Source organism: Pseudomonas sp. TWI628, from assembly GCF_039673865.1.
Lineage (GTDB): Bacteria > Pseudomonadota > Gammaproteobacteria > Pseudomonadales > Pseudomonadaceae > Aquipseudomonas.
This window is the reverse complement of sequence record NZ_JBDJMM010000001.1, coordinates 244,925-271,743: the sequence shown is the minus strand read 5'-3', so window position 1 is coordinate 271,743 and position 26,819 is coordinate 244,925. Positions and strand designations below refer to the sequence as shown.

The 26,819-nt window shown below is 63.3% G+C and carries 29 protein-coding genes and 2 pseudogenes; 20 read left to right on the top strand and 11 right to left on the bottom strand.

Annotated features, from left to right (window positions below):
• Nucleotides 1-124 precede the first annotated feature (124 nt).
• The 9 genes from ABE528_RS01430 (at nucleotide 125) to ABE528_RS01390 (ending at nucleotide 7,362) form a co-directional block, all read left to right on the top strand.
• Nucleotides 125-610: a flavin reductase family protein gene (locus ABE528_RS01430; protein WP_152957675.1), complete on the top strand. Its 486-nt coding sequence runs from the start codon at nucleotides 125-127 to the stop codon at nucleotides 608-610.
• Between the two features lie 75 nt (nucleotides 611-685).
• Nucleotides 686-1,726: an LLM class flavin-dependent oxidoreductase gene (locus tag ABE528_RS01425; protein ID WP_346651939.1), complete on the top strand. Its 1,041-nt coding sequence runs from the start codon at nucleotides 686-688 to the stop codon at nucleotides 1,724-1,726.
• A 238-nt stretch (nucleotides 1,727-1,964) separates the two neighbouring features.
• The gene (locus tag ABE528_RS01420) at nucleotides 1,965-2,561 is read left to right on the top strand and encodes an amino acid synthesis family protein (RefSeq protein ID WP_003256068.1); all 597 of its coding nucleotides are present in this window, start codon (nucleotides 1,965-1,967) and stop codon (nucleotides 2,559-2,561) included.
• Between the two features lie 68 nt (nucleotides 2,562-2,629).
• Entirely contained in the window at nucleotides 2,630-3,463 is an 834-nt protein-coding gene (locus tag ABE528_RS01415; protein ID WP_152957677.1) for an alpha/beta fold hydrolase, read from the top strand.
• On the top strand, nucleotides 3,460-4,941 hold the full coding sequence (locus tag ABE528_RS01410) for an aldehyde dehydrogenase (protein WP_152957678.1): 1,482 nt from the start codon (nucleotides 3,460-3,462) through the stop codon (nucleotides 4,939-4,941). Before ABE528_RS01415 ends, ABE528_RS01410 begins: the two co-directional genes overlap by 4 nt.
• 13 nt (nucleotides 4,942-4,954) lie before the next feature.
• Entirely contained in the window at nucleotides 4,955-5,440 is a 486-nt protein-coding gene (locus ABE528_RS01405; protein ID WP_152957679.1) for a flavin reductase family protein, read from the top strand.
• 110 nt (nucleotides 5,441-5,550) lie between these two features.
• The gene (locus tag ABE528_RS01400) at nucleotides 5,551-5,940 is read left to right on the top strand and encodes a carboxymuconolactone decarboxylase family protein (protein ID WP_152957680.1); all 390 of its coding nucleotides are present in this window, start codon (nucleotides 5,551-5,553) and stop codon (nucleotides 5,938-5,940) included.
• 90 nt (nucleotides 5,941-6,030) lie between these two features.
• Complete coding sequence (locus ABE528_RS01395) at nucleotides 6,031-6,777, top strand: GntR family transcriptional regulator (RefSeq protein ID WP_152957681.1); 747 nt, start codon at nucleotides 6,031-6,033, stop codon at nucleotides 6,775-6,777.
• A gap of 21 nt (nucleotides 6,778-6,798) precedes the next feature.
• Entirely contained in the window at nucleotides 6,799-7,362 is a 564-nt protein-coding gene (locus tag ABE528_RS01390; protein WP_346651938.1) for an NUDIX hydrolase, read from the top strand.
• Between the two features lie 87 nt (nucleotides 7,363-7,449).
• On the opposite strand, the gene ABE528_RS01385 is transcribed toward ABE528_RS01390, so the two are convergent.
• Nucleotides 7,450-8,064, bottom strand: coding sequence for a LysE family translocator (locus ABE528_RS01385; protein WP_346651937.1), 615 nt, complete (start codon nucleotides 8,062-8,064; stop codon nucleotides 7,450-7,452).
• Nucleotides 8,065-8,175: 111 nt separating this feature from the next.
• Here ABE528_RS01385 and ABE528_RS01380 point away from each other — a divergent pair, with 111 nt between their 5' ends.
• Nucleotides 8,176-8,628, top strand: coding sequence for an Lrp/AsnC family transcriptional regulator (locus ABE528_RS01380; protein WP_346651936.1), 453 nt, complete (start codon nucleotides 8,176-8,178; stop codon nucleotides 8,626-8,628).
• Nucleotides 8,629-8,920: 292 nt separating this feature from the next.
• The gene (locus tag ABE528_RS01375; RefSeq protein WP_152957684.1) at nucleotides 8,921-10,333 is read left to right on the top strand and encodes a cytosine permease; all 1,413 of its coding nucleotides are present in this window, start codon (nucleotides 8,921-8,923) and stop codon (nucleotides 10,331-10,333) included.
• A gap of 63 nt (nucleotides 10,334-10,396) precedes the next feature.
• Here the strand turns inward: ABE528_RS01375 and ABE528_RS01370 are convergent, their stop codons facing one another.
• From ABE528_RS01370 to glnT, 5 genes are all read right to left on the bottom strand, one after another.
• Nucleotides 10,397-11,698: an ammonium transporter gene (locus tag ABE528_RS01370; RefSeq protein WP_346651935.1), complete on the bottom strand. Its 1,302-nt coding sequence runs from the start codon at nucleotides 11,696-11,698 to the stop codon at nucleotides 10,397-10,399.
• Between the two features lie 59 nt (nucleotides 11,699-11,757).
• A complete protein-coding gene (locus ABE528_RS01365; RefSeq protein ID WP_346651934.1) occupies nucleotides 11,758-13,083 on the bottom strand; it encodes an FMN-binding glutamate synthase family protein in 1,326 nt (441 codons plus the stop codon).
• A 15-nt stretch (nucleotides 13,084-13,098) separates the two neighbouring features.
• A complete protein-coding gene (locus tag ABE528_RS01360) occupies nucleotides 13,099-13,773 on the bottom strand; it encodes a protein glxC (RefSeq protein ID WP_152957686.1) in 675 nt (224 codons plus the stop codon).
• Nucleotides 13,774-13,799: 26 nt separating this feature from the next.
• Nucleotides 13,800-14,705 (bottom strand): glutamine amidotransferase family protein, encoded by a 906-nt coding sequence (locus ABE528_RS01355; protein WP_346651933.1) that lies wholly within the window; start codon nucleotides 14,703-14,705, stop codon nucleotides 13,800-13,802.
• Between the two features lie 66 nt (nucleotides 14,706-14,771).
• Nucleotides 14,772-16,106, bottom strand: coding sequence for a type III glutamate--ammonia ligase (gene glnT / locus ABE528_RS01350; protein WP_152957688.1), 1,335 nt, complete (start codon nucleotides 16,104-16,106; stop codon nucleotides 14,772-14,774).
• 343 nt (nucleotides 16,107-16,449) lie between these two features.
• Between glnT and ABE528_RS01345 the strand changes: the two genes are divergently transcribed.
• Nucleotides 16,450-17,043, top strand: coding sequence for a cupin domain-containing protein (locus tag ABE528_RS01345; RefSeq protein WP_152957689.1), 594 nt, complete (start codon nucleotides 16,450-16,452; stop codon nucleotides 17,041-17,043).
• 8 nt (nucleotides 17,044-17,051) lie between these two features.
• Here ABE528_RS01345 and ABE528_RS01340 read toward each other — a convergent pair whose 3' ends face one another.
• Entirely contained in the window at nucleotides 17,052-17,756 is a 705-nt protein-coding gene (locus ABE528_RS01340) for an NUDIX domain-containing protein (protein WP_346651932.1), read from the bottom strand.
• A 137-nt stretch (nucleotides 17,757-17,893) separates the two neighbouring features.
• Here ABE528_RS01340 and ABE528_RS01335 point away from each other — a divergent pair, with 137 nt between their 5' ends.
• The 5 genes and pseudogenes from ABE528_RS01335 (at nucleotide 17,894) to ABE528_RS01315 (ending at nucleotide 22,033) form a co-directional block, all read left to right on the top strand.
• Nucleotides 17,894-18,544, top strand: coding sequence for a nicotinamidase (locus tag ABE528_RS01335; RefSeq protein ID WP_346651931.1), 651 nt, complete (start codon nucleotides 17,894-17,896; stop codon nucleotides 18,542-18,544).
• Nucleotides 18,541-19,740, top strand: coding sequence for a nicotinate phosphoribosyltransferase (gene pncB / locus ABE528_RS01330; RefSeq protein WP_346651930.1), 1,200 nt, complete (start codon nucleotides 18,541-18,543; stop codon nucleotides 19,738-19,740). Before ABE528_RS01335 ends, pncB begins: the two co-directional genes overlap by 4 nt.
• A 13-nt stretch (nucleotides 19,741-19,753) precedes the next feature.
• A pseudogene (locus tag ABE528_RS01325) lies at nucleotides 19,754-19,834 on the top strand (arsenate reductase ArsC); the annotation flags it as partial.
• Nucleotides 19,835-20,049: 215 nt separating this feature from the next.
• On the top strand, nucleotides 20,050-21,618 hold the full coding sequence (locus ABE528_RS01320; RefSeq protein WP_346651929.1) for a phospholipase D family protein: 1,569 nt from the start codon (nucleotides 20,050-20,052) through the stop codon (nucleotides 21,616-21,618).
• 64 nt (nucleotides 21,619-21,682) lie between these two features.
• A complete protein-coding gene (locus tag ABE528_RS01315) occupies nucleotides 21,683-22,033 on the top strand; it encodes a DUF5329 domain-containing protein (protein WP_346651954.1) in 351 nt (116 codons plus the stop codon).
• A gap of 115 nt (nucleotides 22,034-22,148) precedes the next feature.
• On the opposite strand, the gene ABE528_RS01310 is transcribed toward ABE528_RS01315, so the two are convergent.
• Entirely contained in the window at nucleotides 22,149-22,421 is a 273-nt protein-coding gene (locus ABE528_RS01310; protein WP_346651928.1) for a PepSY domain-containing protein, read from the bottom strand.
• Nucleotides 22,422-22,478: 57 nt separating this feature from the next.
• Nucleotides 22,479-22,913 carry an NUDIX domain-containing protein gene (locus tag ABE528_RS01305; RefSeq protein ID WP_346651927.1) on the bottom strand — a complete coding sequence of 145 codons (435 nt, stop codon included), beginning with the start codon at nucleotides 22,911-22,913 and terminating at the stop codon, nucleotides 22,479-22,481.
• Between the two features lie 175 nt (nucleotides 22,914-23,088).
• On the opposite strand from ABE528_RS01305, the gene ABE528_RS01300 reads away from it, so the two are divergent.
• Nucleotides 23,089-24,072, top strand: coding sequence for a LysR family transcriptional regulator (locus ABE528_RS01300; RefSeq protein WP_346651953.1), 984 nt, complete (start codon nucleotides 23,089-23,091; stop codon nucleotides 24,070-24,072).
• 18 nt (nucleotides 24,073-24,090) lie between these two features.
• On the opposite strand, the gene ABE528_RS01295 is transcribed toward ABE528_RS01300, so the two are convergent.
• Nucleotides 24,091-24,558: a RidA family protein gene (locus ABE528_RS01295; RefSeq protein ID WP_346651926.1), complete on the bottom strand. Its 468-nt coding sequence runs from the start codon at nucleotides 24,556-24,558 to the stop codon at nucleotides 24,091-24,093.
• Nucleotides 24,559-24,764: 206 nt separating this feature from the next.
• Between ABE528_RS01295 and ABE528_RS01290 the strand changes: the two genes are divergently transcribed.
• Together ABE528_RS01290 and ABE528_RS01285 are read left to right on the top strand one after the other, a co-directional pair.
• Nucleotides 24,765-25,451, top strand: coding sequence for a hydrolase (locus ABE528_RS01290; protein WP_152957698.1), 687 nt, complete (start codon nucleotides 24,765-24,767; stop codon nucleotides 25,449-25,451).
• Nucleotides 25,452-25,525: 74 nt separating this feature from the next.
• Nucleotides 25,526-25,894 (top strand): annotated as a pseudogene (locus ABE528_RS01285) (AraC family transcriptional regulator); the annotation flags it as partial.
• 8 nt (nucleotides 25,895-25,902) lie between these two features.
• Here the strand turns inward: ABE528_RS01285 and ABE528_RS01280 are convergent.
• On the bottom strand, nucleotides 25,903-26,796 hold the full coding sequence (locus ABE528_RS01280) for a LysR family transcriptional regulator (protein WP_346651925.1): 894 nt from the start codon (nucleotides 26,794-26,796) through the stop codon (nucleotides 25,903-25,905).
• Nucleotides 26,797-26,819: the final 23 nt, after the last annotated feature.

Genomic DNA, 26,819 nt, shown 5'->3' with positions numbered 1-26,819 from the left:
TGAGCCGTTCATCGTGAAAAACCAGGGCTGAAAATTCCGCTTGCAAAATAGGTATTACGGTATACCATCAGACACATCAACGATAAAAACCGCGGACCACCGCAGCCCTTTAGAGGTACACCAGATGATCGACGCAAGCATCTACAAGAACGTCCTGGGCTCCTTCCCGTCCGGCGTGACCGTCATCACCACCCTGGACGACGACGGCTCGGTCGTCGGCCTGACCGCCAGCGCCTTCTCCTCCCTGTCGATGGACCCGCCGCTGGTGCTGTTCTGCCCCAACTATACCTCCGACTCCTACCCGGTCCTGATCAAGAACAAGCGCTTCGCCATTCACCTGCTCTCCGGTGAACAACAGGCCGAAGCCTATGCGTTCGCCAAGAAGGGCAAGGACAAGGCCGCCGGCATCGAATGGACCCTGAGCGCACTGGGCAACCCGATCCTGGCCGGCGCCACCGCCGTCATCGAATGCGAACTGTGGCGCGAATATGAAGGTGGCGACCACGCCATCATGGTCGGCAAGGTACACAACCTGATCGTCCCTGAAGAAGCCCCACGACCAATGGTCTACTGCCGCGGCAAGATGGCCAGCCTGCCGGCGTTTGCCTGAAGCCTATTCTGAATCGAGACACCTGGCGCCGCCCCTGCCCGGCGCCAGAAACTTTCAAGCGTTGAGGAAAGCCCCATGAAATTTTCGTTGTTCGTGCACATGGAACGTTGGGATGAACAGGTCAGCCACCGCCAGCTGTTCGAAGACCTGACCGAACTGACCCTGATGGCCGAGCACGGCGGTTTCAGCACCGTGTGGATCGGCGAACACCACGCCATGGAATACACCATCTCGCCTAGCCCGATGCCGCTGCTGGCCTACCTGGCTGCACGCACCGAGAAGATCCGCTTGGGTGCCGGCACCATCATCGCGCCGTTCTGGAACCCGATCCGCGTTGCCGGCGAATGCGCCCTGCTCGACGTGATCAGCAACGGCCGCATGGAAGTGGGCCTGGCCCGTGGCGCCTACCAGTTCGAGTTCGACCGCATGGCAGGCGGCATGCCGGCCACCGACGGCGGCAAGGCCCTGCGCGAAATGGTGCCGGTGGTGCGCAAACTGTGGCAAGGCGACTACGCCCATGATGGCGAAGTCTACAAGTTCCCCACCTCCACCAGCGTGCCGAAGCCGTTCAACGCCACCCCGCCGATGTGGATCGCCGCCCGCGACCCGGACTCGCACAACTTCGCCGTGGCCAACGGCTGCAACGTCATGGTCACCCCATTGATGAAGGGCGACGAGGAAGTGCTGGACCTGAAGAACAAGTTCCAGGCCGCCCTCGACAACAACCCTGAAGTGCCGCGCCCACAACTGATGGTGCTGCGCCACACCCACGTGCACAGCCCGTCCGAGCCTGATGGCTGGAAAATCGGCGCCCAGGCCATCTCGCGCTTCTACCGCACCTTCGATGCCTGGTTCGGCAACAAGACCACCCCGGTCAACGGCTTCCTCGAGCCGAGCCCGGAGTCGAAGTTCGCCGAAGTGCCGGCGTTCCAGCTGGAGAACATCCGCAAGAACACCATGATCGGCACCCCGGAAGAGATCATCGCCCGCATCAAGTACTACCAGGAACTCGGTGTCGACGAGTTCAGCTTCTGGTGCGACAACAGCCTGCCCCACGCCGAGAAGAAGAAGTCGCTCGAGCTGTTCATCAAGGAAGTGGTGCCGGCGTTCGCCTGAATTCCCATTGCCTGAGTCATTGCGGGACACGCCCGCTCCCGTGGGCCCCTGTGGCCCGCGTGAGCGGGCTTTTTTTTAAGTGGGTGACCGCCTGGGCCAGTACAGACGCCGCAAAAATCAAGGCATCAGGCCACCTTTCGTCCCCTCGCAAGAGAAATTTCCTGCCACCTCTTGCACAACAAATATTATGGTATACCATCAGACAACAAGAGCTGATAACCCTCACCAGGAGCCACCCATGAGTTTCGAAATCCGCAAGATCGTCACCTACTCCGAAGAGACCCGCATCGAAGGCGGCAAGGCCACCGACAAGCCGGTGACCATGGTCGGCCTGGCCGTTGTGATCAAGAACCCATGGGCCGGTCGCGGTTTCGTTGAAGATCTGAAGCCGGAAATCCGCGCCAACTGCTCGGAGCTGGGTGCCCTGATGGTCGAGCGCCTGACCGCTGCCATTGGCGGTGCCGACAAGATCGAAGCCTACGGTAAAGCTGCCGTGGTCGGCGCCGACGGCGAGATCGAACACGCCTCTGCGGTGATCCACACCCTGCGCTTCGGCAACCACTACCGCGAAGCGGTACAAGCCAAGAGCTACCTGAGCTTCACCAACAAGCGCGGCGGCCCAGGCACCTCGATCCAGATCCCGATGATGCAGAAGGACGACGAAGGCCTGCGCTCGCACTACATCACCCTGGAAATGCAGATCGAAGACGCCCCGCGCGCCGATGAAATCGTCGTGGTCCTGGGCGCTGCCGACGGCGGCCGCCTGCACCCGCGCATCGGCAACCGCTACATCGACCTGGAAGAACTGGCTGCCGAAAAAGCCAACGCTCAATAACAACAACCAAGACGGGCCGGGGCGTGGCGTGCTTACCCGCCGCGCCCGACCTTCAAGGAGCGCCCTCCATGATTCAGCCTGTCGCTGAACGTACACCTGCCGGCACCAGCTACCTGTCCGTCGGCCAGGGCCAACCCGTGGTACTGATCCACGGCGTGGGCCTGAACAAGGAAATGTGGGGCGGGCAGATCGTTGGCCTGGCCAACGACTACCGCGTCATCACCTACGACATGCTCGGCCACGGCCAGAGCCGCGTGCCGGCTGCAGACACACCACTGGAAGGCTACGCCGACCAGCTCGCCGAACTGCTCGACCACCTGCAGATTCCACAGGCCACCGTGATCGGTTTCTCCATGGGTGGCCTGGTCGCCCGTGCATTCGCCCTCAACTACCCGCAGCGCCTGGCTGCCCTGGTAGTGCTCAACAGCGTGTTCAACCGCACCCCCGAGCAGAGTGCCGGCGTTATCGCCCGCGCCGCCCAGGCTGCGCAGCTCGGCCCCGACGCCAACGTCGACGCCGCCCTCGACCGCTGGTTCAGCCGTGAATACAAGGCTGCCAACCCGGCGCAGGTCGCCGCCATTCGCCAGGTGCTGGCGAACAACGACCCGCAGGGTTACCACACCACTTATTCGCTGTTCGCCACCCAGGACATGTACCGCGCCGGCGACCTGGGCAGCATCCAGGTGCCGACGCTGATCGCCACCGGCGAACTCGACTCGGGCTCCACCCCGGCCATGACCCGCCAGCTCGCCGCCAGCATTCCTGGCGCACAAAGCGTGGTCCTCGCCGAGCAACGGCATATGATGCCCGTGGAAGCACCGCGTGAAGTCAACAAGATGCTCCTGGACTTCCTCGCCCACGCCCGCACCCTCACCGAATCCGCCAAGGGGATTGTTGCATGACCCTCGTTCGTTTCCAGATGTGCATCGACGGCCAATGGCTCGATGCCCAGAGCGGCAAGACCTTCGACAGCCTCAACCCGGCCACTGCCCAGGCCTGGGCGCAACTGCCCGACGCCGACGAAGCCGATGTCGAGCTGGCCGTACAGGCCGCCCAGCGTGCCTTCGAGAGCAAGGAGTGGCGCAGCATCAGCGCCACCGCGCGCGGCAAGCTGCTGCGTCGCCTGGGTGACCTGATTACCGAGAACAAGGAACACCTGGCCCAGCTGGAAAGCCGTGACAACGGCAAGCTGATCCGCGAAACCCGCGGCCAGGTCGGTTACCTGCCGGAGTTCTTCCACTACACCGCGGGCCTGGCCGACAAGCTCGAAGGCGGCACCCTGCCGCTGGACAAGCCGGACCTGTTCGCCTACACCGTGCACGAGCCAATCGGCGTGGTGGCCGGGATCATCCCGTGGAACAGCCCGCTGTACCTGACCGCAATCAAGCTGGCGCCGGCCCTGGCCGCCGGCAACACCATCGTGCTCAAGCCGTCCGAGCATGCCTCGGCGACCATCCTCGAGCTGGCTCGCCTGGCCCTCGAAGCCGGCTTCCCGGCGGGCGTGGTCAACGTGGTCACCGGCTACGGCCCAAGCACCGGCGCGGCGCTGACCCGCCACCCGCTGGTGCGCAAGATCGCCTTCACCGGCGGCGCCGCCACTGCCCGCCACGTGGTGCGCAGCAGTGCCGAGAACTTTGCCAAGCTGTCGCTGGAACTGGGCGGCAAGTCGCCGAACATCATCTTCGCCGACGCCGACCTGGACAGTGCCATCAACGGCGCCGTGGCCGGCATCTATGCCGCCTCCGGCCAAAGCTGCGTGGCCGGCTCGCGCCTGCTGGTACAGGACGAGATCTTCGACGAGTTCGTCGAGCGCCTGGTCGCCCGCGCCAAGCGCATCCGCATCGGCAACCCGCAGGACGATGCCAGCGAAATGGGCCCGATGGCCACCGCACAGCAGCTGGCGGTGGTCGAAGGCCTGGTCGCTGCAGCCAAGGCCGAAGGCGCCAAGCTGCACATGGGCGGCAAGCGTGCCGAGGTTGAGGGTGATGGCTGGTTCTACGAGCCGACCCTGTTCGAGTGCGACAGCAACTCGATGACCATCATGCAGGAAGAGGTGTTCGGCCCGGTCGCCGCGGTGATCCGCTTCAAGACCGAGGAAGAGGCCCTGGCCATCGCCAACGACTCGCAGTTCGGCCTCGCCGCCGGCATCTGGACCCGCGACCTGGGCCGTGCCCACCGCCTGGCCCGCGACGTGCGTTCGGGGATCATCTGGGTCAATACCTACCGCGCCGTGTCGGCCATGGCGCCGATTGGCGGCTTCAAGAACAGCGGCTACGGCCGCGAGAGCGGCATCGATTCGGTGCTGGCCTATACCGAGCTGAAGACCGTGTGGATCAACCTGTCCACCGCGCCGATGCCCGACCCGTTTGTGATGCGCTAAGAGGTAGCACGAGATGATCGAACCAGGCATCTACAAAGACGTGATGGGCTCGTTCCCGTCCGGCGTCACCGTGGTCACCACCCTGGACGCCGACGGCGGCATCGTCGGCATCACCGCCAGCGCGTTCAGCGCGCTGTCGATCGAGCCGGCGCTGGTGCTGTTCTGCCCCAACTACGCCTCGGACACCTACCCGATCCTGCGTGACAGCAAGCAGTTCGCCATTCACCTGCTGTCCGCCGACCAGACCGCCGAGGCCTATGCCTTTGCCGGCAAGGGCAAGGACAAGGCCAAGGGCATCGAGTGGCAACTCAGCGAACTGGGTAACCCGCTGCTGACCAAGGCCACGGCGATCATCGAGTGCGAACTGTGGCGCGAGTACGACGGCGGTGACCACGCGATCATCGTCGGCGCGGTGAAGAACCTGGTGCTGCCGGCCGAGCCGGTGACGCCGATGGTCTACCACAAGGGCAAGCTGGGCGCCCTGCCCCCGCTGGGCTGACCTTGAGACTGGCGGGGCTGCTTTGCAGCCCCGTTTCACCCCTTTTTCAGGGGCCGCACTAATCGTCTCACCCTCGGTTGCGGCCCCTGTTTTATTCCGGAGTACTGCGCATGAGCAACGAAAAGTACGAGAAAGGCCTGCAGATCCGCACCCAGGTGCTGGGCGAGGAGTACGTCAACCGCTCGATCCAGAATGCCGACGAGTTCACCAAGCCGTTGCAAGAACTGGTCACCGAGTATTGCTGGGGCCACGTCTGGGGCCGCGAAGGCCTCTCGCTGAAAGAGCGCAGCATGATAAACTTGGCCATGATTTCCGCGCTCAACCGGCCCCACGAGCTCAAGTTGCACATTCGCGGCGCATTGCGTAATGGCCTGAGCCGTGAACAGATTCGCGAGATCCTGCTCCAGGTCGGCATTTATTGCGGCGTGCCCGCGGCGGTGGACAGCTTCCGCCTGGCCCGCGAAGCGTTCGCTGAAGCCGATGCGGAGTCAACCCGTTAACCGCGGGCTGTTCGAACCCACGCAAGGAGCACCGATGGTTCGGGGTGCTATTGCGGTGGCGGCCGGGCAGCCTCATTCAGAGCGCACTTGATGAAACGCCAGCCTCTCGACGACAGCTTCAAGGTCAACCGCAACCCCGTTACCCTGCGCGAAATCGTGCTCGACAAGCTGCGCGGCGCGATCATGAATTTCCACCTGCTGCCAGGCGACCGCCTGGTCGAGCGCGACCTCTGCGACCGCCTCGGCGTCAGCCGCACGTCGGTCCGTGAAGCCCTGCGCCACCTGGAGTCCGAAGGCCTGGTGGAATTCGCCGACGCCAAGGGCCCGCGCGTGGCCATCATCACCCTGGAAGACGCCCGCGACATCTACGAGCTGCGTTGCGTGCTCGAAGGCCTGATCGTGCAGCTGTTCACCCTCAACGCCAAGGCCAAGGATATCCGCGCCCTGGAGCGCGCGCTCGAGGTCAACCGCGAAGCCCTGGAGGAAGGCGAGCTGCAGCAGGTGCTGGACTCGGTACAAGGCTTCTACGACGTGCTCCTGGAAGGCTCCGGCAACCAGGTGGCGGCCCAGCAGCTGCGCCAGCTGCAGGCACGCATCAGCTACCTGCGCGCCACCTCGGTGTCGCAGGAAAACCGCCGCGGCGCCAGCAACCGTGAAATGGAAAAGATCGTCGAGGCGATCAAGGGTGGCGACCCGCTGGTGGCCCACCAGGCCTCGGTCGATCACGTGCGCGCTGCGGCCAAGGTGGCCCTCGACTACCTGCGCCAGAAGCAGGACGACAACACCAAGGTGCGCGACATGGTCGAGCCCCTGGCCATCAAGGATCCACGTATATAAAACCCGCATAGGCCGCTGACCATGCCCAACGCCCCGCGCTACTGCCCACACTGCACCACGGAACTGGCCCGGGGCGTTCCTGCCGGCGACACCCACGAACGCCTGCACTGCCCCGGCTGCGGCTATATCCATTACATCAACCCGAAGATCATCGCCGGCTGCATCATCGAGCGCGACGGCAAGTACCTGCTGTGCCAGCGCGCCATACCGCCGCGCCCCGGCACCTGGACCTTGCCGGCCGGGTTCATGGAAGCTGGCGAGACCACCGAGCAGGCGGCCTTGCGCGAGGTGTGGGAAGAAAGCGGCGTGCGCGCCGACATCGTCTCGCCCTACTCGATCTTCAGCGTGCCTACCATCTCCGAGGTGTACATCATCTTCCGCGCCATCGCCACTGAAGAGACCGGCCAGTATGGGCCGGAGACGCTGGCGTACAAGTTCTTCGCACCTGACGAGATTCCCTGGGATGAAATCTATTACCCGGCGATCCGGCAGATTCTCGAGCGCTACATCCTTGAGCGCCAGGCCGGGGTGTATGGCATCTACATGGGCAATGACGATACCGGCAAGGTGCACTTCATGCGGTAAGCCCCCCGCCAGCCGTGCATTCTGGGTGCATCCCGAAGGCCTTGAGCAGGAGGACCGGCAGCACACATGGCAAGGAGGCCAGTGAACTCAACCCAATTGCCCGGCGATCAAACCCAGGGCCACGGTAATCATCGCCACCCCCGACACCCGCCCGACCATCTTCGCCGCCCCCGGCCGAGTGCTCAGCACCGCTTTGGCGCCATAACCTACCAGCGAATAGATCACCAGCGAGCTGCACAGGTGCACCAGCCCCAGCAGCAAGATCTGCACCGGCACCGGCCAGCTCGACTGCGGGTCGGTGAATTGCGGTAACAGGGCCAGGAACAGCAGGAAAACCTTGGGGTTCAGGCCACTGACGCAAAAGCCCTTCAGCGCCCAGCGCGAGCCCGACTCCCCTGCGCCATCCTGCCCGGCCGACGGTAATGCCGGGCTCAGCAACAGGTTGCCACCCAGCCACAGCAAGTAGCTGCACCCTGCCAGGGTCAGCAAGGTCAGCGCCAGCGGGTGACCCGCCAGCAGGCTGCCCACCCCTGCCGCCACCACCAGGGTGGCCAGAAAATGCCCCGACAACATGCCCGCCACGGCAGGCATCACCCAACGCCCGCGCATCCCTGCGGAGATCGCATAGGCCCAGTCGGCACCAGGGGTGATCACGAACAGCATCGACACGGCCCAGAACGCCGTCAGCAGGCTGATTGCCACTTGAGTCTTCCTTTCACACAGTTTGGGAGGTGAAGAAAGCCTACGGATTCCACCGGGGGATTTTCTTTCGTATATTTCCCCTCAAGCCATTTTTCTGGAAGATTCTTCTCAATGGACAGAACAGACCGAAAGATCCTTGCCGAGCTGCAAAAAGACGGTCGCCTCTCGGTGACCGAGCTGGCCGACCGCGTCGGCCTCAGCCTGTCGCCCTGCCATCGGCGATTGAAGGCGCTTGAGGAGTCCGGCGCCATCCTTGGCTACCACGCGCGCCTGGCGCCCAGCGCCTTGGGGCTGAATTTTGCCGCGCTGGTGTTCGTCACCCTGCGCGAGGTAACCCGCCAGCCGGTGGCGGATTTCGAGGCGGCGCTGGGCGAGATACCGCAGATCGTCGAAGCCCAGCGGCTGTTCGGTGACCCGGATTACCTGCTGCATGTGGTGGCCAAGGACTTGCCGGCTTTTCAGAAGCTGTATGACGAGCAGCTGACCAGTATTCCCAATGTGAAACGCCTGAGTTCGACCTTGGTGATGAAGGACGTGATCCAGGACCGGGTGCTGCCGATGTAGATTTTCAACCTGCACTGTTAATGCCCACGACGCACCAGTGCAGCTCACCCTCTCTAGCGCGGGAGGCCGCAAACCCCTCTACCCCAAGCCCTCCCGCCAACTGGCACCGTCCTTGCTACCGTCCACCGCTTAAGCTTTTGTCAGCCTTAGGTTTTTTAAGGTTTATGGGCACATATTTACTAATTTCTCGTTATCCCCGCGCCCCGCATCATCGCTCCAACAAGAACGCGTCGCCCTTCGCCGGCACGCATCCGGGCAGCACCCGATGCCCCACCTTGCCTTGGAGTCAGTCATGACCAGTGCAGCCAATTCGGCACCCCTCATAGAAAAACACACGATCGGCTATGTGCCACCGGAAGACCGCCACGGAAAGGTAAGGGATCTGTTCACACTGTGGTTCGGCGGCAATATCGCGCCGCTGCCCATCGTCACCGGCGCGCTGGGCGTGCAGCTGTTTCACCTGAACCTGGTGTGGGGCATCGTCGCCATCCTGGTCGGCCACCTGGTCGGCGGCGTGCTGATGGCGCTGCACTCGGCCCAGGGCCCGCAGATGGGCATCCCGCAGATGATCCAGAGCCGCGCCCAGTTCGGCACCCTCGGTGCGTTGCTGGTGGTGGTAATCGCCGGGGTGATGTACATCGGCTTCTTCGCCTCCAACATCGTCCTCGCCGGCAAGTCGCTGCATGGCGTGGTCGAGGCCGTACCGGTGCCAGTGGGCATCGTCATCGGTGCGCTGGGGTCGGGCATCATCGGCATCATAGGCTACCGCTTCATCCACGTGCTCAACCGCATCGGCACCTGGGTGCTGGGCATCGGCATCGTGGTGGGCTTTGGCTACATCTTCAGCCATGTGCAGAGCGACGACTTCCTCACCCGCGGCGGCTTCAACCTGGCCGGCTGGCTGGCCACCGTATCGCTGGCGGCGCTGTGGCAGATCGCCTTCGCCCCGTACGTGTCGGACTACTCGCGCTACCTGCCGGCCGACGTGAAAGTCAGCTCGACCTTCTGGACCACCTACCTGGGCTCGGCCCTGGGTTCGAGCCTGTCGTTCATCTTTGGCGCGGTGGCGGTGCTGGCGATCCCGGCTGGCGTAGACACCATGGACGCGGTCAAGCTGGCCACCGGCACCCTCGGCCCGGTGATGCTGGTGCTGTTCCTGCTCAGCGTGATCAGCCACAACGCCCTCAACCTGTATGGCGCGGTGCTGTCGATCATTACCCTGGTGCAGACCTTCGCCTACCGCTGGATTCCCACTGCCAAAAGCCGCGCGGTGCTGTCGCTGATCGTGCTGGCCGCCTGCTGCGTGGTGGCGGTGTTCGCCTCGGCCGACTTCATCGGCCACTTCGTCGACATGGTGCTGGTGCTGCTGGTGGTGCTGGTGCCGTGGACGGCGATCAACCTGATCGACTTCTATGCCATCCACAAGGGTGACTACGACATCCAGTCGATCTTCAAGGTCGATGGCGGCATCTACGGCCGTTACAACCCGCAGGCGCTGATTGCCTATGCAGTGGGTATCGTGGTGCAGATTCCTTTCATGAACACGCCGCTGTACGTCGGGCCGATCTCCGAGCACATCAACGGGGCTGACCTGTCGTGGTTGGTGGGCCTGGCTGTGACCTCGCCGTTGTATTGGTGGTTGGCCAGCCGTGACAGTGCCTACCGTCGTCGCCAGACCAGTGCCAAGCTGGCCATGGGGCACTGATTCACTTGCACCGGCCTCTTCGCGGGTTCAACCGCGAAGAGGCCGGGACTGGCAACACATCACTCAGAGGTTATAAGCCCGCTCATTGTGCTCAGCCAGGTCCAGCCCCTGCTCTTCCTCTTCCCGGCTGGCCCGCAGCCCCACAGTCAGCTTGATCGCCCCAAGAATCGCCCAGCTCACCACGAAGCAATAAACAAAGGTGAACGCCACGCCCTTGAGCTGCACCAGCGCCTGCCCGATCGGTGAAGCCCCTTCCACATACCCGCCCAACGCCGGCGCCGCAAACACCCCGGTCAACACCGCCCCGACCATCCCGCCAACCCCATGCAGCCCGAACACATCCAGGCTGTCGTCATACCCCAGCGCCTGCTTCATGCGGGTCACGGCAAAGAAGCAGATCGCCCCCGTCAGCAAGCCGATCACCACCGCACCCAACGGCCCGACAAACGCACAGGCCGGCGTGATCCCCACCAGCCCGGCCAATGCCCCTGAGGCCGCACCCAACGCGGTAGGCCGACCATGCATGACCTTCTCGGTCAGCAACCAGCCGACAATCCCGGCACACGCCGCCACCATGGTCGCCAGCATCACCACCCCAGCCCCTTCATTGGCCGCAAGCCCGGAGCCTACGTTGAAGCCGAACCAGCCAACCCACAGCAGCCCCGCGCCGACCAGGGTGAAGCCGAGGTTGTGCGGCGGCATGGCCACCTGCGGGTAACCCTTGCGCTTGCCCAGCATCAACGCGGCGGCCAATGCCGCTACACCGGAGTTGATGTGCACCGCAGTGCCGCCAGCAAAGTCCAGCACCCCCCAGTTGACCATCAGCGCCCCCGGCCCGCCCCACACCATATGGGCGATCGGCGCGTACACCAGGACGAACCAGGCCGCCATGAACAGCAGCGAGGCGCTGAACTTCATGCGCTCGGCAAAACCACCGGCGATCAGTGCCGGGGTGATGATGGCGAAGGTCAGCTGGAACACCGCGAATACCCCTTCCGGGATGGTGCCGACCAGGCTGTCGTGGCCGATGTTCAGCATCAGTGCCTTGTCCAACCCGCCGATGAAGCTGTTGAAGGTCAGTTGCCCCTCGACCATGCCCGTGGTGTCCACCACCAGGCTGTAGCCGAACAGCACCCAGAGGATGCCGATCACCCCGGCCACGGCGAACAGCTGGGTGAACACCGAAAGGAAGTTCTTCGCCCGCACCATGCCGCCATAAAACAGCGCCAGGCCCGGGATGCACATCATCAGCACAAACATCGCGGCGCAGATCATCCAGGCGGTGTTGCCCGTATCCAGGGCAGGTTCGGCGGCGTAGGCCAACGGCGTCAACGCGCACAGCACAACAGCTAGGGCAAGCTTCATGGAGTCACTCCTGTGCAAATTAAAACCGCCGGCGCGAAGGCCGGCGGTGTCGAGGTGGATCAGTACTGGGCCTGGCCCGGCACCCAGGCGGTGCCGGCCAGCGGCACCCGGGCCATGGCGGCGGCCTCGACGGTCAGCGCCACCAGGTCCTCGGGGTCGAGGTTGTGCAGGTGCGACTTGCCGCAGGCACGGGCCATGGTCTGCGCTTCCAGCACCAGCACCCGCAGGTAGTTGGCCAGGCGCCGGCCGGCCTCTTCCGGGTTCAGGCGCTTGGCCAGTTCCGGGTCCTGGGTGGTGATGCCGGCCGGGTCGCGGCCGTTCTGCCAGTCGTCGTAGAAGCCGGCGGCCGAGCCGATCTTCTTCAGCTCGCTGTCCAGCCGCGGGTGGTTGTCACCCAGGGCAATCAGCGCCGCCGTGCCAATCGCCACGGCATCGGCGCCCAGGGCCATGGCCTTGGCCACGTCGGCACCGTTGCGGATGCCACCGGAGACGATCAGCTGCACCTTGCGGTGCATGCCCATCTCCTGCAGCGCCTGCACCGCCTGCGGAATGGCCGGCAGGATCGGGATGCCGACGTGCTCGATGAACACTTCCTGGGTGGCTGCGGTGCCGCCCTGCATGCCGTCGAGCACGATCACGTCGGCGCCGGCCTTCACCGCCAGCTTGACGTCGTAGTACGGGCGGCTGGCGCCGATCTTCACGTAGATCGGTTTTTCCCAGTCGGTGATTTCGCGGAGCTCGGCAATCTTGATCGCCAGGTCGTCCGGGCCGGTCCAGTCCGGGTGGCGGCAGGCGCTGCGCTGGTCGACACCGATCGGCAAGGTGCGCATGCCGGCGACGCGCTCGGTGACCTTCATGCCCAGCAGCATGCCGCCGCCGCCCGGCTTGGCACCCTGGCCGAGGACGATCTCGATGGCGTCGGCCTTGCGCAGGTCATCGGGGTTCATGCCATAGCGCGATGGCAGGTACTGGTACACCAGGTGCTGCGACTGGCCGCGCTCTTCCGGGGTCATGCCGCCGTCGCCGGTGGTGGTGCTGGTGCCGGCAATGGTCGCGCCACGGCCCAGGGCTTCCTTGGCGTTGGCCGACAGGGCGCCGAAGCTCATGCCGGCGATGGTCACCGGGATCTTCAGGTGGATCGGCTTCTTGGCAAAGCGGTTGCCCAGCACCACGTCGGTGCCGCATTTTTCGCGGTAGCCTTCCAGCGGGTAGCGCGACACGCTGGCGCCCAGCAGCAGCAGGTCGTCGAAGTGCGGCACGCGGCGCTTGGTGCCACCGCCGCGGATGTCGTAGATGCCGGTTTCGGCGGCACGCTGGATTTCCTGGATGGTCAGGCGATCGAAAGTGGCCGACTCACGCAGTACCGGGGGGAATTGCTCGCTCATGGGAATGCTCCTGGATCAGTACGCGCTGGCGTTGTCGACTTTGAAGTTGTACAGCTGGCGGGCCGAACCGTAGCGTTTGAAATCGGCGGCCTTGTGCGCAAGGCCGGCCTTGTTCAACAGCTCCTGCAGCTCTTGCAGGTGCTCGGCGCGCATCTCTTTCTCGATGCAGTCCGAGCCCAGCGACTGCACCGAACCCTTGACGTAGATACGCACCTCGTACAGCGAATCGCCCAAGGCATCACCGGCATCGCCACACACCACCAGGCGCCCGGCCTGGCCCATGAAGCAGCTCATGTGGCCGATGCTGCCGCCGACCACGATGTCCACGCCCTTCATCGAGATGCCGCAGCGCGCGCCGGCATCACCCTCGATCACCAGCAACCCGCCATGGGCGGTGGCGCCAGCGGCCTGGGAGGCGCTGCCCTTGACCCGCACCGAGCCAGACATCATGTTCTCGGCCACGCCCACGCCGACGTTGCCGTGCACGGTGACGCTGGCCTGCTGGTTCATGCCGGCGCAGTAGTAGCCGGCATGGCCTTCGATATCCACCGCCACGGCGGCGTTGATGCCCACGGCAAGGTTGTGCTTGCCGTCGGGGTGGGTCACCCGCCATTCGTGGTCTTGCACGTCGCCATGCAGGGACTGGTTGAGTACGCGCACCGAGGCGCTGGAAAGGTCGATCGTCTTCATGAATGTCTCCAGTGATTCGCTGAGGGTCAGGCGCTTTCGCGTTCCCAGACGTACAGGGTGGCCGGCGCCGGCTCCCAGACCCTGGCCTTGTCGATGCCCGGCAGGCTGGCCAGGGCCTGGTACTCGGAGGCCATGGCCACGTAATCGTCGGTTTCGGCCAACACGGCAGGCTTGCAGGCAATCGGGTCGCGGATCACGGCAAAGCCGTTGCGGGTGCCGATGGCGAAGGTGAAGAAGCCGTCCAGGTCTTCCAGCGCACCCACCAGGGCCTGGGCCAAGGTGTCGCCTTGCTGAAGGCGCCAGGTCAGGTAGCCGGCCGCCACCTCGCTGTCGTTGTCGGTCTCGAAGCTGATGCCTTCGCGCTTGAGCTCCTGGCGCAGGCGGAAGTGGTTGGACAGCGAGCCGTTGTGCACCAGGCACAGGTCGGCGCCGGTGGAGAACGGGTGGCTGCCTTCCATGGTCACGGCGCTTTCGGTGGCCATGCGGGTATGGCCGATGATGTGGCTGCCCTTCATGCCGGCCAGGCCGAAGCGGCTGGAGATTTCCGCCGGCAGGCCCATGCCCTTGAGGATCTCGATGCTCTGCCCGGCGCTCATGATGCGCACCTCAGGGGCCAGTTCGCTCAGGGCCAGGCGGGCCTCGGTCTCGCTGGTGTGCACCTTGAGTACCGCCGCGCTGGCGTTCTGGAACCAGTCCAACGAACAGCCCAGGCGCCCTTCCAGCTGGCCCATCAGGGCCGCCCAGGGGTAGTTGATGTGCGTCGCCTGGAGGGTCAGCTTGACCCAGCCATCGGCCACTTCGTCACCGTAGATGGCGAAGCCGGCGCTGTCCGGGCCACGGTCGGTCATGGCTTCGAGCATGGGTTCGAAGAGCTTGCCGAGCTGGGCTTCCAGCTCCGGCTTTTTCAGGTACAGACCTACGATTCCACACATGGTGATACTCCTTCTAGGCAGTGGGTAGCCGCTGCATTCGCCGCTACCCAGGGATAGGGTTGGCGGTCAGAAGAATTCGGTGTAGCGCTGGATTTCCCAGTCGGAGACGTGGCGGCTGTACTCCACCCACTCCATGCGCTTGAGCTTGATGAACTCGTCGACGATCTCGGCACCGAGCACCTCGCGGAACAGCGGGTCGGCCTCCAGCGCGTCGGCGGCTTCCTTGAGCGACTGCGGCAAGGTCTTGATGCCGCGTGCGGCGATCTCTTCCAGGCTCAGGTTGTAGAGGTTCTCGTTGCACATCTCGCCCGGCTCCAGCTGGCGGTCGATGCCATCGAGGCCGGCGGCGATGATCGCGGCGGTGACCAGGTACGGGTTGCAGCCGGCGTCTGGCAGGCGGAACTCCAGGCGGCCATAGGGGATGCGCACCATCGCCGAGCGGTTGTTGGCGCCATAGGCAACGAAGGCCGGGGCCCAGGTGGCACCGGACAGCGAACGGCCGACCACCAGGCGCTTGTACGAGTTGACCGTGGGTGCGGCGAAGGCACACAGCGCCGGGCCGTGGGCCAGCAGGCCGGCGGCGAAGTGGTAGGCCAGTTTCGACAGGCCCATGCCGCTGCTGTCGGAGGGGTCGTGGAACAGGTTCTTGTTGGTCGAGCTTGCCAGCGACAGGTGGAAGTGCATGCCATTGCCGGCGCGCTTGGGGTCGGGCTTGGGCATGAACGAGCAGATCATGCCCAGGTCGTTGGCAATCTCGCCGGCGGCCATGCGGAAGAAGGTGAAGCGGTCGGCCGACTCCATGGCGTCGCTGTAGGTGTAGTTGATCTCGAACTGGCCGTTGGCGTCTTCGTGGTCGATCTGGTAGATGTCGAAGCCAACCGGTTGCAGGGCCTCGGTCAGGCGCTCCAGGAACAGCCGCGAGCGCGACAGGCCCTTGTAGTCGTAGCACGGCTTGTCGAGGTTGTCGGAAGCGTCCACCAGCTGCAGCTTGCCGCCTTCGTCGCGGCGGAACAGGCTGAACTCGGGCTCAAGGCCGGTGTTCAGGGTCCAGCCCTTGTCGGCCAGGCGCTGCACCTGCTGCTGCAAAACGTAACGGCTGTCATAGGGCCAGGGCTGGCCGTTGACATGGCCCACGCACACCACCCGGCCATAGCCCGGCTGCCACGGCACCGGGATCAGCGTAGACAAGTCGCCACGGGCCATGAAATCCGGGCCATGGGGCTCCATGCCCATGCCGCAGATGGCAAACCCGGCAAAGCCGGCACCGTCTTCAGCCACCATCTTGAGGCCCGATACCGGCACCGACTTGGTCTTCGCCGAACCGTGGATATCGACGAACTGCGCCAACACATACTTGATGCCGTACTGGTCGAGGGTGCGCTGGGTTTCTGCTGGCAACATGGGTGATCACTCCTGGGTGAGGGGCACTAATTCCGCATGGGAAACTTACTTTCCTCACAGGAATGCAATGTGCTTGCCAACTTGTGATCAACCCGGGTCAAGTAGCGCCTGTGCCGGCCTCATCGCGGCTGAAGCCGCTCATACAGGGACCGCGCAAGGCCCTGTAAGAGCGGCTTTAGCCGCTATGAGGCCGGACCAGACAGCGCAAAACCTTGCAGATTTTTATGCGCTATTTATGGGAAACTTGTTTTCACCTGAGGAAAGAAGCAGCCAATGCAGCTGCTCTTCGCACTTTCCCAGTGCGAAATCTTTATTCTTGAACTGAAACCGTGCAGGACATTCGATGCCAACCGAAACCGAACCGCGCCTTCGCCTGGAGCAGTACCTGGGCCTGCAGATCAAGCGCCAGCGCCAGGCCCAGTCGCTCAAGCTCGCCGATGTGGCACGCATCGCCGGCATCAGCCAGGGCATGCTGAGCAAGATCGAGAACGCCCAGGTGTCCACCAGCCTCGATACCCTGAGCCGCCTGTGCGATGTGCTGGGCATGCCGATGGCCAAGCTGTTCAGCCAATATGACCAGCCCGATGGCAATGCCTTGCTGGTCAAGGCCGGTGAAGGGCTGGAGGTGGTGCGCCGCGGCACCGAGAAGGGCCATACCTACCATTTGCTCAATCACGCCAGGGGGCCGAAGAAAAACTTCGAGGCGTACATGGTGACGATGGACGACGCCAGCGAAGAGTTCCCGACCTTCGCCCACCCCGGTACCGAGTTCCTGCATTTGCTGGAGGGGGAACTGGTCTACCGCCACGGCAACCAGCTCTACCGCATGCAGGCCGGCGACAGCCTGACCTTCGATGGCGAAACCCCGCACGGCCCGGAGCAGCTGGTACAGGTACCGATCCGCCTGTTGTCGATCATGAATTACGCAGAGGAATAAGAAGGCGCCTACCCCCCTTCAGGCAACAGGCTGCGATCAAACATGAACACCCGCTCGCCCTGCGGCGTGTACTGATACAACTGCTGTGGCCGCCCCAGCCTGGGCTGGTTCTTCTCCCCCGTATCCCTTACCCACCCCAGCTCACGCAAGCGCTCCAGCCGCTTGCGCAGCGAGGTGTTGTTCACCGCCTGCCCCAGGCACGCCTGCACCGCCCCGAGCGCATCGAGTACGGTGAACTTCTGCGCCAACAGGTACAGCGGCAGGCTGCTATACACCGTCTTCGCCGCCAACCGCTCGCGGGCCCGCTCCACCAGAAGGTTATGGTCGAACGGCAGCAGCACCTTGCGGTCAATCACGCTGTCCAGGTCGAAAAACGCCAGCTGCTCACCTTCAACCTGCTGCTGCGGGTCAAGCAACGCCAGGTAATAGGTGCTCAACGACCACCCCCGAGGGTCGCGAAAGGCATTGCCTTCGGTACCCACCTGTTCGAGGTGGCGCGGCAGCACCAGGGCTTTCTCGCGCAGGGCGCGTTCGGCAGCACCTTCCAGGCTGGTATCCGGGGTGCGGCCATTGACGATCACGCCGGGCAAGGCCCACTGGCCGGCATGGGGCTCGCGCTCACGACGGTGCAACAACACTTGCAGATGCTGGGCATCAGGGGCCAGACGCAGGGCGACAATATCGACACTGGCCAGAACTTCGACTGTACTCACCGGGGGCTCCTTGTTCATCAGCGCAATAATCCACCAGAGCGTCTAAGTATGGCAACCCGCAATAGCGTAGCAATTGTCACTTGACACACTTACAACACCAGGTGAATTATATAGCCATTCCAGCGAGGAGACCCGCCATGAAGATCGCCAGTTTCGATGTCGACGCGCAGAACGGCTTCACCGCCAATGCCCCTCAGGAGCTGCCGGTGCCGGAAGGCAACGAGATCGCCCCGGACCTCAACGCCATGGCCCGGCGCGCCGACCTGCGCCTGGGCAGTAAAGACGCCCACCCGGCCAACGCAGCCTGGGTGGTGGCCGAACCTGGCCAGATGCTGCAGCCGCTGCCCCTGGCCAACGCTGACCTGACCTGGGTCAGCCACTGCGTCCCCGGCACTCCCGGTTTCGAACTGCTGCCCGGCCTCCCTGCGCCCATCGACTACGACTACTTCGTCTGGAAAGGCGTCGAGCCCGACCTGCATCCCTACGGCGCCTGCTACCACGACCTCGCCGAGCGCCGCTCCACCGGGGTCATCGAGTTTCTCAAGGTGCAGCAGGTGGGTGCGGTGATCGTCGGCGGCCTGGCCCTGGACTACTGCGTCAAGACCACCGCCCGGCAATTGCGCCAGGCTGGCTTCCAGGTGCTGCTGTACTTGCCAGCCTGCCGCGCCCTGACCCAGGAAGGCGCCATTACTGCCTGCGGTGCGCTGGCCGCCGAAGGCGTGATCCTGTGCGGCGATGAAGCCGCGCTCGACTACCAGCTCTCCCTGATCAAAGGGGACCGCCCATGAGCGAAAGCGTATTCGGCCCACGGATCATCCAGAACCTGCTGGACACCGACTTCTACAAGATCACCATGATGCAGGCGGTGCTGCACAACTACCCCAACGCCGAGGTGGAGTGGGAGTTCCGCTGCCGCAACGGCGAAGACCTCTCCCCTTACCTGGCAGAAATCCGCTACCAGATAGAGCAGCTGAGCGAAGTTACCGTCACCCACGACCAGCTGGCCTATCTGGAAAAGATCCCGTTCCTCAAGCCGGACTTCATCCGCTTCCTCAGCCTGTTCCGCTTCAACCTGCGCTACGTGCAGGTCGGCTTGGACGCGGCCGGGCAACTGGCGATCCGCGTGCGCGGGCCGTGGCTGCACGTGATCCTCTACGAGATCCCGTTGCTGGCGATCATCAGCGAGGTGCGCAACCGCTACCGCTATCGCGATGTGGTGATCGAACAGGTGGGCGAGCGCCTGTACCAGAAAATGGACTGGCTCAAGGCCGAGGCCAGCGCCGACGAGCTGGCCGGTTTCCAGCTGGCCGACTTCGGCACGCGGCGGCGTTTTTCCTACCGGGTGCAGGAAGAAGTGGTGTACCTGCTCAAGCACGACTTCCCCGGCCGCTTCGTCGGCACCAGCAACGTGCACCTGGCACGCGAACTGGAACTCAAGCCGCTTGGCACCATGGCCCATGAATGGTTCATGGCGCACCAGCAACTCGGCCCACGGCTGGTCGACAGCCAGGCCGCCGCGCTGGAAGCCTGGGTGCGCGAGTACCGTGGCTTGCTGGGCATCGCCTTGACCGACTGCATTACCATGGACGCCTTCCTGAGTGATTTCGACCTGTACTTCGCCAAGCTGTTCGACGGCCTGCGCCACGACTCCGGCGACCCGCTGGTGTGGGCGGAGAAAGCCATCGCTCACTATGAACGGCTGGGGATCGACCCGAAGGGCAAGACGCTGATCTTCTCCGACGGCCTGGATTTCGCCAAGGCGCTGAGCCTGTATCGGGCGTTACACTCGCGGATCAACGTGAGCTTCGGCATTGGTACCCGGCTGACCTGCGATATCCCGGGGGTGGAGCCGATGAACATCGTGATCAAGATGACCGACTGCAATGGCGCGCCAGTGGCGAAGATCTCCGACAGCCCGGGCAAGACCCAGTGCCGGGACGAGAATTTCGTGGCCTACATGAAGCATGTCTTCAAGGTGAGTTGACCCCGCCTGGCGCCCTCCGGATATCGTCATCACCGTTTGCGACAGGGCTGCCGGAGAAGCGTGCCCGGTGTATTTCGGCCCTGCACTGAAATCGCCCATCGGTACGCGTTGAGCAGGAGGGAAGATGATCTCTGCGGCATTGCCTGATACGCCCGGAACGATACGGCACCCTCGCAGTTGATCTACGCTTTGAACAACACCGCTGATCGAAGAAACATTGCGCACGGTCGTTACAGCTATGCGCGGGTGGTAAGGGATGGCCCATTCTTCGGCTCCGCCCCCTCATCGCCATCCGCCGGGGTACCCTCCGTGAGATCCAAACAGCCCTTGTTTGCCGTTCTGTTTCTCACGCTGCTCTTCGGTGGCTGCACGACACCCAATGCCCCCCATGAACCCAGTCAGGCCTTGCCCGCCAACGGTTCGGCGTTCGGTCGTTCGATCCAGGCCGAGGTAGCCCCCCATCAAGGACGCTCGGGCTTTCGTCTGTTCCCGGAGAGCGCCGAGGCGTTTGCCGCCCGCGCCGAGCTGATTCGCAATGCTCAAAGCAGCATTGACCTGCAGTACTACATCGTCCACGACGGTATCAGCACTCGGATACTGCTGCGCGAGTTACTCGTCGCTGCCGACCGTGGCGTGCGCGTGAGGATTTTGCTCGATGACACCACCAGCGATGACTTGGAGGAAACCATCGCGACGCTGGCGACGCATCCGTATATACAGATCCGAGTGTTCAATCCTCTGCATCTGGGCCGCAGTACCGTCGTGACACGCACGATGGGTCGGCTCTTCAACCTGTCGCAGCAACACCGGCGCATGCACAACAAGCTGTGGGTGGTAGACAACTGTGTGGCCATTGTCGGCGGGCGCAATCTGGGGGACGAGTATTTCGATGCCGAGCCCAACAGAAATTTTACTGACATCGACATGCTCAGTGTCGGCCCGGTCGCAGAACAATTGGGACATGGTTTCGACGAGTATTGGAACAGTGCCCTGAGCAAGCCGATCGAGCAGTTCATAGCGTTCAAGCCGACGGGCAAAGACCTGGAAGATCTTCGGACTCGGCTGGATGCCTCGCTGGAGGAAACTCGCACTCAGCATCATGCGCTCTATCAGCAGTTGATGAGGTATACCACTCAGCCTCGCCTGAACCACTGGCGCCGGGAATTGATCTGGGCCTGGAACAAAGCGTTGTGGGATGCGCCGAGCAAGGTCCTGGCCGATGGCGAACCCGCTCCGTATCTACTGTTGACCACCCAGTTGGCACCCGAACTCAACGGCGTCACCCAGGAACTTATTCTGGTTTCGGCCTACATGGTACCCGGCCAACCCGGTGTGATGTATTTGACACGTCAGGCCGACGCCGGCGTGTCGATCAGCTTGCTGACCAATTCGCTGGAGGCGACCGATGTTCCTGCGGCGCATGGTGCCTACGCGCCTTACCGCAAGACCTTGCTCGAGCATGGTGTGCAATTATTCGAGCTACGCCGCCAAGCCGGTGACCATGGCAACAGAAAGCCGCGCCTCTTTCACAAGGGTTCGTCCAACAGTTCCGATTCCAGCCTGCATACCAAGGCGATGATTTTCGACCAGCAGAAAGCGTTCATCGGCTCGTTCAATTTCGACTCACGCTCCTTGCTGTGGAACACCGAAGTCGGCGTGCTGGTCGACGATCCGAAGCTCGCCGGGCAGGTGCGTGAACTGGCGTTGCAGGGCATGGCCCCTGCCCTCAGTTATCACGCCCGGTTGCAAGGCTCCCAGTTGGTATGGGTCACCGAAGACAACGGCAAACAGCATACGTTGACCCAGGAACCGGGGAGCTGGTGGCGGCGCTTCAATGCGTGGCTCAGTAGCACGATTGGGCTGGAGAAAATGTTATAGGTGGGAAGGATCAATCATGCGAGCGTGGACAAAAGGCTCCGTGCGGCTTATTCGTCAACTGATGATGGCGACAGGTATTTGCCTGCTCGCGATGATCCTTGGCCCCCCCGTATCAGCCCTCTCTCAAGCCGATAGAGAAATAAGTGGCCTGCTGGACTTCGTAGAGCACAGTGACTGCACATTTGTTCGCAACGGAGCCGAATATCCAGGTTCCCGAGCGCGAGCGCATCTGGAGCAGAAGCTGAATTATCTCGAAAGCAAGAACAGGGTGAAAAGCGCGGAAGACTTCATTGACCTTGCTGCCACTAAAAGCAGCCTGAGTGGACGTGCCTATGAGGTGCGATGCCCGGAAGGCGTGCAACCGGCAGGCATCTGGTTGCACCAGGAACTGCAAAGACAACGGGAATCCAAATAACCTGCTCTTGAGCCTGGAAGCGGCAGCTTTGAGCATGATGCGAGACCGGTGTCGTACTCCCTGAAAAAAGCCCGCGTGATGACGCGGGCCGCTCAGAGAGCAACACCCGCCCTGATCAGTTATCCAGCTCGTCCTTGATGATCTTCCCGTCGTGCGGATCGACCTGGAACTCATACTGCTTGCCGTCAGCTTTCATGCCCTCGCCTTCCCAGTGACCATCATCGGCCTCGATCTTGGTGATCTGTGTGTAGCCGGCGCCTTTCAAGGTGGCTTCGGCTTGATCCTTGGTCACCTTCCAATCCGCTCCAGGCTGATCCGCCCATGCTGACGTGGCACCCAACGCCCCTACAAGCGCCAAGCCAGTGAATACTCGAGTCATCGCTTTCATCGCTAACATCCTTTTTCATGGCATTTAATGATCCGACCGGCTCGCTGAACGCGCCGTTCAATCTGGATTGGATACCAACTGAGAAACAGCAGGCTGATCACCATGGACAAGCGCCGACAAATCACGAGCCAGCAAGGCAGCGGCCGTGGGTTTCAGCATGGTCGCGCTCAAGTCCTGCCAACCGACCCACTTGCACGCGACAATGCCGTTGCCAAGCGAGACACTGCAGCCCTCAGCGAAGTCAGCGGTAAAAACATGGTGGAGCACATTACCTACCTCAATGGTGCCCACCCCGTTGAGGCCGCAACAGTGTAACGACAGGGCGTTCCAAAGCGCTCTGGCAGCCGCTACGATCGGGGCCTCACCCGTCTCAAGCAGCCCGCCTGGGAACTTCCATTTAGCGCCCTTCCTGCGCACCAGAAGGACTTGGTCATTTCGGGCACAGAGGATCGTTACCTTTGCCCTGGCGGGACGATGCTTGCTGACGCTCATGAGGGATCGCACCTGCAGAATGCGCGACATCCTGAACGCTGGAACGAACATCCTTATGCTGATGACCGACAGGGAGGATGTCGAGTTCCGGCACCAGGTGGATACGTCTGCAAGAGCGGCGCGTCACCTTGGTTGCCCACGCGCCTTCTCGTATCATCTGCACACCGCACCTGGAATGAACCCCGTGAAGCCGTCACCTGGAAGTGTCTCGCCGATCCCTGCCACCACCACTGGGCCCGAATGGGATGTCACTCAGGCGGTCAACCAGCTCTCCTGGGACGATTTGCGCATCATCAAGACCTTGAGTGATTGCGCCAATCGCTCCGCTACGGCGAAGAAACTGGGCATCAACGTTTCAACGGTGTCGCGCCGGGTCTCCCAGGTCGAAAAGACCCTGGGCGTTGCGCTGTTCGACCACCGCAAGGCCGGCTACCTGCTGACTGCCGAAGGCGCGGAACTGCGAGCGCTGGCCGAGCGGGTCGAACTCGATATCGTGAGTGTGACCCGGCGGGTCTCCCGGGCAGGCCAAGGCCCGCTTGGCAAGCTGCGGATCACCACCAGCGACTCACTGCTGCTGTACTTCCTCACCCCGATCATCGCGGATTTCAAAGCGCTCAACGAGGGGATCAGCATTGAAGTGCTGGTCGGCAACGAAACGCTGAGCCTGGCCCGGGATGAATCGGATATCGCGGTACGTGCCACGCGCAAGCCCGCAGAAAGCCTGGTGGGCAGAAAGCTGGCCAACATCGCCTGGGCGCCCTATGCCAGTGTCAGGCAACCGCTACCTGCCGACCCGTTTGCCGAAGGTCACGGTTGGGTGTCGTATTCCGGGGCGCTGTGCGGCTTGAAAGCGACCCGCCATGTGGAAGGCCGGGTTGCGCCAGAGTGCATTGCCTACCGCACCGATTCAGTGGCAGCGGCGAGTGCCGCCATTGCAGCGGGCCTGGGTTACGGGTTCCTTCCCTGCATGCTGGGCGACATCACGCCCGGCCTGGTTCGCCTCGGTCCGGTAGTACCGGAGCTGCAGGACGAATTGTGGTTGCTGACCCATCAGGACATACGCAAGTCCTGGCGCGTCAAAGCATTCATGACCTTCTGCGCTGCTGCAGTTGCCGACCTTAAACCCTTGGTCGAAGGGCAGCAGGCGCTTGCGACCTGACAGGCTGATGCCTGGCCCTCAGGCGCGGGTGGCCGGTGCGCCGATCACCGCACGGCAGACGATTTCGATCAGCTGAGGGCGTTGGGCGAGCCTCGACACGCCGATGATGTTGCTCGCCGCCTGGGGGCGATCCGAGCCATAGACCGCCTTGCGCACCTTCCCGACCACGGCGAACGCTGCGTCCATGTCGAGCACGTAGAGGGTTTCTTCCACCACATCCTCGAGGCTGGCACCGTACAGGGCGAGCAGCTTGGCGATGTTGGCGTAGCAGACGCGCATCTGTACGCCCATCGTGGAGAAATCACTCGGCCTGCCGTCGGCATCCAGAGGTGCCGGCGCAACCAGGCTGCCGTCCTCGTCGTGGCTGAACTGGCCGGACACGAAAAGCTCGTTGCCTACCCGCCGCGCCTGCGGATAACCGTAGCTTTCTTCCCATGGAACGCCCCAATAGGCGGTATCGTCGTTGAAAGGTCGTGTAGCGGCCATTGCATTTTCCCGGATGGATGGCGGCTCGGGGTGATCCGCGTGGCTCGAATGCTAGCACCGCGAACGGCATGACCACGGGTGCATTATTGCGCCTTTGGTGGCGCAAAAGTGCGCCACCGCTGCGCTCGATGTTTGACTATCTTTTGCTGGCACCCAGCGACGACCCGCTGAGGAACGTTGATCACCATCCAGCACAGGGAATAACCATGAGCACTGCAAACACTGAAGTTCTGACCCCGTTCAACAGCCAGCTGATCTTCATCGACCAACAGCCGCAAATGGCCTTCGGCGTGCAAAGCATCGATCGTCAGACGCTGAAGAACAACACCGTGGGCCTGGCCAAGGCGGCCCGGATCTTCAACGTGCCGACCACTATCACCACGGTGGAAACCGAGAGCTTCTCCGGCCACACCTACCCCGAGCTGCTGGCCGTGTTCCCGGATGCGCCACTGCTGGAGCGCACCTCCATGAACTCCTGGGACGACCAGAAGGTTCGCGATGCCCTGAAGAAGAACGGTCGCAACAAGATCATCGTTTCTGGCCTGTGGACCGAGGTCTGCAACACCACATTTGCGCTGTCCGCCATGCACGATGCCGGTTACGAGATCTACATGGTGGCCGATGCCTCCGGCGGCACGACCAAAGAGGCCCATGACTACGCCATGCAGCGCATGATCCAGGCAGGCGTGGTACCGGTGACCTGGCAGCAGGTGCTCCTGGAGTGGCAGCGCGACTGGAAGAACCGCGATACCTACGATGCCGTGATGGAGCTGGTCAAGGAACACTCCGGTGCCTACGGCATGGGCGTGGACTACGCCTACACCATGGTGCACAAGGCGCCTGAGCGCGTTCAGCACGGCCCGACCTTGGCGCCGGTTGCCGCGCCCCGCTGATCGGCCAGGAGCCACCTTCAGCGGGCAGCCCTGCCCGCTGAGCGTTCCCCCCTCTCGAACAGGAATGGACCCTCATGAGCAGTGGCGATTGCACTGTGCTGGCGACTGTCGCCTCGAAATCGACCGGGCAGCTCAAGCCCTGGCAGTTGCACGCCGCCAAGCGGCTGATGCTGGCGCATCTGGACGTGGGCATCTCGGTGACGCAGCTTGCCCAGGCATGCGCCCTGTCGCGCAGCCACTTCACCCGGATGTTCAAGGAAAGCACCCGCGTGCCGCCGCAACAATGGATGCGCGAGCAGCGGATCAGAAAGAGCAAGGAGCTACTGGCAGACGCCAGGATGCTGCTGGCAGAAATCGCGCTGGACTGTGGGTTCTACGACCAGGCGCACTTCTGCCGCACCTTCATGAAGGCTGAAGGGCTCACTCCCCTGGCCTGGCAAAAGCTGACCCATCATCCGGGCGCTGCAACCAGCGGCGCCACGCACAGCTCCATGAACCGCGCCGCCGCCCGCGAAGGCGTGGCGGCGTGGGGCAACAGGATGGAAAAGCGCCTGACCAATGGCGCTGGCGCAATCCGCACCTGCCGCAGTGCGCCGTCCTCATGGCGGATCGACATGGCCGAGACGAATCCAACCCCCATCCCGGCCCGTACTGCCTCTTTCACCCCTTCGACCCCGGCAATCTCCAACGCCACGCGCATCGCCACGCCGTAGCGGGCAAACGCCCGCTCGACGATCTGCCTGACCCCCGAGCCACTTTCGCGCAACACCAAGGGATAGGCGCCCAGTGACGCCAAGGTTTGCCCCTGGGCCTCGGCAAGCGGATGATCACTTGGCACGATGGCCACGATCTCGTCCTCACGCCACGCGGTCACTTGCGTGCCCAATGGCAGTTCCTGCCCGGGCGGCCCCTCGATCATGGCGATATCGACACTGTCCAGCGCTGCGACGATCTCCGCCGTGTTGCCGTGGGACGTGGTCACCAGCACCTCCGGATAGCGCTTGTGGAAGTCGGCGATCAGGTACGGCAGCAGGTAGCTGGCCGGCGTGGTACTGGCGCCGATGCGCAAGGTGCCCCGCTCCAGCCCGCGCATGGCCTCGCACAAGGCCTGGGCCTGGCGGAAGGTGTCGCGCAGGCGCTGGGCATGAGCCAACAGCTGCTCGCCGGCAGCGGTCAGGCGCACGCCACGGCCGGCGCGCTGGTACAGGGGTTCGCCAAAGTCTTCCTGCAGCAACTTGAGCTGGCCGGACACCGCCGGTTGCGACAGATGCAAGGCCTGAGCCGCATGGCTGATGTTGCCGTGCTCGGCTACGGTGGCGAAGGTTATCAGCTGTTCTGGGGTCATACAGTCAAAGTATCAGCTAAGCG

Coding starts and splice junctions, on each gene's coding strand:
- ABE528_RS01430 (WP_152957675.1), top strand. CDS start 125: ATGATCGACGCAAGCATCTACAAGAACGTCCTGGGCTCCTTCCCGTCC.
- ABE528_RS01425 (WP_346651939.1), top strand. CDS start 686: ATGAAATTTTCGTTGTTCGTGCACATGGAACGTTGGGATGAACAGGTC.
- ABE528_RS01420 (WP_003256068.1), top strand. CDS start 1,965: ATGAGTTTCGAAATCCGCAAGATCGTCACCTACTCCGAAGAGACCCGC.
- ABE528_RS01415 (WP_152957677.1), top strand. CDS start 2,630: ATGATTCAGCCTGTCGCTGAACGTACACCTGCCGGCACCAGCTACCTG.
- ABE528_RS01410 (WP_152957678.1), top strand. CDS start 3,460: ATGACCCTCGTTCGTTTCCAGATGTGCATCGACGGCCAATGGCTCGAT.
- ABE528_RS01405 (WP_152957679.1), top strand. CDS start 4,955: ATGATCGAACCAGGCATCTACAAAGACGTGATGGGCTCGTTCCCGTCC.
- ABE528_RS01400 (WP_152957680.1), top strand. CDS start 5,551: ATGAGCAACGAAAAGTACGAGAAAGGCCTGCAGATCCGCACCCAGGTG.
- ABE528_RS01395 (WP_152957681.1), top strand. CDS start 6,031: ATGAAACGCCAGCCTCTCGACGACAGCTTCAAGGTCAACCGCAACCCC.
- ABE528_RS01390 (WP_346651938.1), top strand. CDS start 6,799: ATGCCCAACGCCCCGCGCTACTGCCCACACTGCACCACGGAACTGGCC.
- ABE528_RS01380 (WP_346651936.1), top strand. CDS start 8,176: ATGGACAGAACAGACCGAAAGATCCTTGCCGAGCTGCAAAAAGACGGT.
- ABE528_RS01375 (WP_152957684.1), top strand. CDS start 8,921: ATGACCAGTGCAGCCAATTCGGCACCCCTCATAGAAAAACACACGATC.
- ABE528_RS01370 (WP_346651935.1), bottom strand. CDS start 11,698: ATGAAGCTTGCCCTAGCTGTTGTGCTGTGCGCGTTGACGCCGTTGGCC.
- ABE528_RS01365 (WP_346651934.1), bottom strand. CDS start 13,083: ATGAGCGAGCAATTCCCCCCGGTACTGCGTGAGTCGGCCACTTTCGAT.
- ABE528_RS01360 (WP_152957686.1), bottom strand. CDS start 13,773: ATGAAGACGATCGACCTTTCCAGCGCCTCGGTGCGCGTACTCAACCAG.
- ABE528_RS01355 (WP_346651933.1), bottom strand. CDS start 14,705: ATGTGTGGAATCGTAGGTCTGTACCTGAAAAAGCCGGAGCTGGAAGCC.
- glnT (WP_152957688.1), bottom strand. CDS start 16,106: ATGTTGCCAGCAGAAACCCAGCGCACCCTCGACCAGTACGGCATCAAG.
- ABE528_RS01345 (WP_152957689.1), top strand. CDS start 16,450: ATGCCAACCGAAACCGAACCGCGCCTTCGCCTGGAGCAGTACCTGGGC.
- ABE528_RS01335 (WP_346651931.1), top strand. CDS start 17,894: ATGAAGATCGCCAGTTTCGATGTCGACGCGCAGAACGGCTTCACCGCC.
- pncB (WP_346651930.1), top strand. CDS start 18,541: ATGAGCGAAAGCGTATTCGGCCCACGGATCATCCAGAACCTGCTGGAC.
- ABE528_RS01315 (WP_346651954.1), top strand. CDS start 21,683: ATGGCGACAGGTATTTGCCTGCTCGCGATGATCCTTGGCCCCCCCGTA.
- ABE528_RS01310 (WP_346651928.1), bottom strand. CDS start 22,421: ATGAAAGCGATGACTCGAGTATTCACTGGCTTGGCGCTTGTAGGGGCG.
- ABE528_RS01305 (WP_346651927.1), bottom strand. CDS start 22,913: ATGAGCGTCAGCAAGCATCGTCCCGCCAGGGCAAAGGTAACGATCCTC.
- ABE528_RS01300 (WP_346651953.1), top strand. CDS start 23,089: ATGAACCCCGTGAAGCCGTCACCTGGAAGTGTCTCGCCGATCCCTGCC.
- ABE528_RS01295 (WP_346651926.1), bottom strand. CDS start 24,558: ATGGCCGCTACACGACCTTTCAACGACGATACCGCCTATTGGGGCGTT.
- ABE528_RS01290 (WP_152957698.1), top strand. CDS start 24,765: ATGAGCACTGCAAACACTGAAGTTCTGACCCCGTTCAACAGCCAGCTG.
- ABE528_RS01280 (WP_346651925.1), bottom strand. CDS start 26,796: ATGACCCCAGAACAGCTGATAACCTTCGCCACCGTAGCCGAGCACGGC.